Source organism: Candidatus Stygibacter australis (genome assembly GCA_030765845.1).
Lineage (GTDB): Bacteria > Cloacimonadota > Cloacimonadia > Cloacimonadales > TCS61 > Stygibacter > Stygibacter australis.
Genome location: JAVCDJ010000177.1, coordinates 1 through 5,092 on the forward strand (window position 1 = coordinate 1; position 5,092 = coordinate 5,092).

A 5,092-nucleotide genomic window follows, 5' to 3' on the forward strand; every position below is an offset into this window, starting at 1 on the left:
ATTTCACATCAGATGCACCTGTATCAACTAAACTGATGAATGCTTATCCTAATCCCTTCAATCCTGTAACAACAATTGCTTATCAGACCTCAGAAGCTGGTAATGTAAATGTATCAGTTTATAACGTGAAAGGACAGAAGGTAGCAGAACTTGCTAATAATCATCAGGAAGCAGGAACACATAACGTAGTGTGGAATGCTGCCGGAGAGGCAAGTGGGATATACTTTGTAAAGATGACTGCAAGTGGAACAGAACAGATTCAGAAAGTGATTCTGATGAAATAAATCTCTCTCTCCTCTTTACTCAACGAACCGCCCCTCTCTCGGGGCGGTTTTTTGTTAATGCGTACACAGAGCATCCCTGGTCTGGGCGGGGGAAAGACTGGGAGAGTAATGTAAAATGTAAAATGTAAAATTGCATGTAATGTAATGTAAGATTTATTAAGCCGCGAACAAACGCGAACAAGCGCGAACAAACTGAATGTAATATAAGATTTATTAGGCAACGAATAGCCTTCGCAAGCTTACGGCTCATCAAGACAAGACTAACAAAACGAACTGAAGAGATATGGCAAATGTAAAATGTAAAATGTAATGTGATGTAAGATAGTTTTTTTGTTCGCGCTTGTTCGCGTTTGTTCGCGGCTAGAAGAAAGAAAGAAATTTAATCACTGAACACTCTTACTACTCGAAAAAAATCTGCGTATCTATAGCTTCCAGCTCTGGATTGCATAGTGAAACTTATTGGACAAGGAAGGATATTCGGAATTATATTGACAAATATTGATAAGTATTAATGATTAAACAATAAAAGAATGAAGTTACTCTAATAGAGAGTTGAGGAGATATTATGAAAAAAATGATTATACTGGTTTCTCTATTAATTTTGATGGCATCTTTGTATTGCGATGGACCTCATCCAATGTATATGGAGATCAGGAATTCGTTAAATGAAATTCCAGCAGGTGATGATATTACCTTTCAAGCCTGGCTTTTATCCAATCCGGATGATATACTAACAGAAAATGATACGGATTGCTATTATCCTGCTTTTGGTTCAATGGTCAAAGTGAATTGCGGTCAGTTCTCCACCTGGAACAATACTGATATATTACATCTGGAAGTAACTGAAATATCATCTGGTGATAGTGGAACTGGAGAGTTTCAGCTTAATTATAATGCTTCACAATTTTTTTATATGGCTGATGGTGGCATATATCTGGGAGGTGGATTACCACCTGTTATCGAATTACCTGATGAATTTACTACTGACGAAGATGTGGAACTGGTTGTAGATTTTTCAGACTTTGTAACTGGAATATTTACTGGTATCATCGCAACAGGCAATGAGAATATTGATGTTTCTATTTCAGGCAATATGGTAACTTTTGCTGGTGCAGAAAACTGGTCAGGTAGTGAAGTTATAAATTTTGAAGTTACAGGTGTTGAAGAGAATGACAGCGATGATGTAACTGTAGTAGTTAATCCGGTAAATGATGCACCCGTTTCTGCCTTACCTGCGTATTTCCAATTCAATGAAGATGGTAGTTTTACTCAGGATATCAGTCAATATTTCAGTGATATAGAAGGTGATGAACTCAGCTACGCTGTGGAAGGAAGCGAACATATTAGTGCCACTATTACAGGTGCTGATTTATCAATGACAGCAGAGGCTGACTGGAATGGGACGGAATACATCACAATAATGGTCTCAGATGATCAAAGCAGAGAAACTACAACAGTAGAAATGCAGGTGATCGTAAACCCTGTGAATGATGCTCCGGTGCTGAATTTACCGGGGCAATTGACTTTTCAGGCTGGTGCCGAAGCAGTGGCAAATTTCAGTCAGTATATGCTTGATATTGATGGAGATCCATTGTCACTATCAGTATATGGTGAAGATGAACTGGAAGTAGAATTCAATGGCAGCCAGGTTACATTTACTTATCCAGAAAACTGGCACGGTAGTGAGGAAATGATCTTTACGGTAGATGACAATGTATTACGTGCTACGGACAGCGCTACTGTAATAATCAATATATATTATCCAGAAGATACTATCTTATCTTGTAATAACTATGAAATAAATGATGGTCAATCACTCACTGTCCCGATTTTTACAACTGAGATATTTGAAGAATGGTCAATAGTTTCTTATGAGATACATTTTGCTTATGATCCCACAGTATTGTCATATGACGATTTTTCCATTTCTAATTCGATAATGACTGGTGGGGCAGCAGAAGTTGAGGTAGAAAGTCCAGGCTATCTGATAATCAATTATATGCATTATTTACCCATGAGTGGTGCGGGTTTTTTGGTAGAATTGGATTTTGATGCGATATGTTTTGGTGAATCTTCATTAGACATAGTTTCAAGTGTAATTAGTAATCAGGAATTAAGTGGATTTGTAGATGGTGAAGTGATAGTAAATGATATTGGTTTACCTCACCCGCCAGTAGGTGATGCCGGAGATGATTTTGGAGTTGTTTCTGGTTCTGTGGGAACATTAGATGGCAGTGGGTCTTATGACCCTGATGGGGATGATATTACATTTTTATGGGAAGCACCTGCAGATATTATAATTGATGAACCTGCTTCAGCAATTACGCAGTTCACAGCTCCTGTTGTGCTGGATGATACTGATTATATAGTAACGTTGACGGTTTTTGATGGCCAATCTTCTACCTCAGACTTTGTGACAGTAACAGTCAATTATATGAATCATGCCCCGGAAATCAACCTTCCAACCCAATGGGATTTTGATGAAGATGGGCAGTTAGAACTTGATTTTAGTGAATATGTGAGTGATTTTGATGAAGATGATCTTACTCTCGATGTAGAAGGGAATGAAAATATTATTGTGGATATTAGTGATCTGGAAGTAGTTTTGTCGGCAGCTGCAAACTGGAATGGCACTGAGACTCTTACTTTTATTATCAGTGATAATATTCAGCGTTTGGAAGCTGAAGCAGATGTGATAGTAAATGTAACATCTATAAATGATTCACCTCATGCAGATGCCGGGATGAATATAAATGGTAGAGATGGCGAGACTATCAGCCTGGATGGCAGCGGGTCATGGGATGTGGAAACAGAAGACCTGGAATATATCTGGATAGCTCCTGCGGGAGTAATGCTAAGTGATCCTTATGCAATAAACCCCACCTTTACTGCACCGCAGGTAGTTGACCCAACGGAATTTGAATTTACTCTGCAGGTTTCTGATGGCGATTTGCAGGATGAAGACGTTGTATCTGTCACGATTCAGGATGATGAACCTGTACTTCTGAATGTTGATCTACTGCCCGATAATCATGCCTTATTTACCTGGTTTGCTCCCGGCAGCGGGGGAAGTGGACAGGAATTGGAACAGGGATTTGAAGGTGTGATATTGCCACAAGGCTGGCAGAATATAGATAATGATGGTGATGGTTACGGCTGGTATATTTATGTGCAGGCACCACATTCAGGATCGAGTTCTGCTGGCAGTCAATCCTATCATCCCACGGCAGGAGCATTAACACCTGATAACTGGTTAATTTCTCCGGCAATTGAGATAGGAGCATTATCAGAATTACATTTCTGGATTGCATCTCAGGATGAATACTATCCCAATGAGCATTATGCGGTATTAATCTCTGATAGCGGTACGGAATTAGAGAACTTTGATGAGACCTTGATAGAAGAGACTATGGAAGATAATCAGTGGGTGCAGCACACAATTAGTTTAACGCCCTGGGCAGGTAGTATCGTGAATATTGCCTGGCGACATTATGATGTTACAGATCAGTTTATGATCAAGCTTGATGATGTACAGGTATTAAATAGCGGCACGCGGGAAGTAGAATTCTCTGCTGAATTTAATAGCGAAGAGCAAACTCCTGTCGGGACACAATCAGCATTTAGAGATAGGGATTTGCTTGGTTATAATGTGTATCTTGATGGAGATTCTTTAGCGTTTGTCGATATCAGGGAATATGAATTCGAAAATGTTGTGGGAGAGCATGAAGCAGGAGTTCAGGCTGTATATGATAATGGTGAGTCTGAGATAGTGACCCTAGATTTTAATCACACGGCAAATGATCCTGATCTGCCAATGGCAACAGGCTTGAATAGTATCTACCCGAATCCCTTTAACCCTGTGGCTCAAATGGAATTTAGTCTTGCTGAAGCAGGAAAAGTGCAGATTAGCGTATATAATGTCAAAGGCCAAAAAGTAGTTGAATTATTAAATTCCGAGTTAGATTCAGGAAGTCATAAAATTACCTGGCAGGCAGATCAAAGTCCTTCAGGATTATATTTTGTAAAGATGACTGCAAGTGGAACAGAACAGATTCAGAAAGTGATTCTGATGAAATAAATCTCTCTCTCCTCTTTACTCAACGAACCGCCCCTTCTCTTGGGGCGGTTTTTTATTGTTGTCGTTGTAACCAGACCATCCCTGGTCTGGGCGGGGGAAAAGACTGGGAAAGTAATGTAAAATTAAAAAAGTAAAATGTAAAATGTAATGTAAGGCAAACCAAGACCAGGGATGGTCTTGATACAACGTTGTACCCAGAGCATCCTTGCTCTGGATTTAAACTATCGTCAAATCCTGCAATGCCCGTTCACTGAGAGCAGATTTCTTCTTCTTTTTATCTCTGATTTTCTCTGCCAAAGGCGGCAGGATACCAAAATTAGCATTCATAGGCTGAAAATTCTTAACTTCAGTCTGCAGGTGCCTCCATAATTGTCCACTGATAGTGGTTTCCGGCAGTTCCTTGAGTTGTCTGGTTAGGATAAGAAAACTCAACAGCCCCCCAAATATAGATTCCACATAACCTTCCAGTCCCGTGATCTGACCCGCAAAATGGATATTTGGTAGTGCTTTTAGATTCAATTCGCTATTTAATAACTGGGGGGAATTAATATAAGTATTCCGGTGTATTGATCCATAACGGAGAAATTCTATATTTTGCATACCAGGTATCATCCTGAATATCTTTTTCTGCTCAGGGTAGCGCAGCATAGTTTGACAGCCCACCAGGTTATATGAAGTAAAATTCTGGTTTTCCGTGCGCAATTGCAGCACTATAAGGTCGGCTGCCGGC

At 39.7% G+C, this 5,092-nt stretch carries 3 protein-coding genes; 2 read left to right on the forward strand and 1 reads right to left on the reverse strand.

Features of this window, described 5'->3' with window-relative positions:
* Both RAO94_08910 and RAO94_08915 read left to right on the forward strand, forming a co-directional pair.
* Positions 1-284 (forward strand): T9SS type A sorting domain-containing protein (locus tag RAO94_08910; protein MDP8322455.1); only part of this gene is annotated, 284 nt, incomplete at its 5' end.
* 565 nt (positions 285-849) lie between these two features.
* Positions 850-4,362, forward strand: coding sequence for a tandem-95 repeat protein (locus RAO94_08915; GenBank protein MDP8322456.1), 3,513 nt, complete (start codon positions 850-852; stop codon positions 4,360-4,362).
* Positions 4,363-4,578: 216 nt separating this feature from the next.
* Here the strand turns inward: RAO94_08915 and RAO94_08920 are convergent.
* Positions 4,579-5,092, reverse strand: a 514-nt coding sequence (locus tag RAO94_08920; GenBank protein MDP8322457.1) for an FAD-dependent oxidoreductase, incomplete at its 5' end; no start/stop codon positions are given.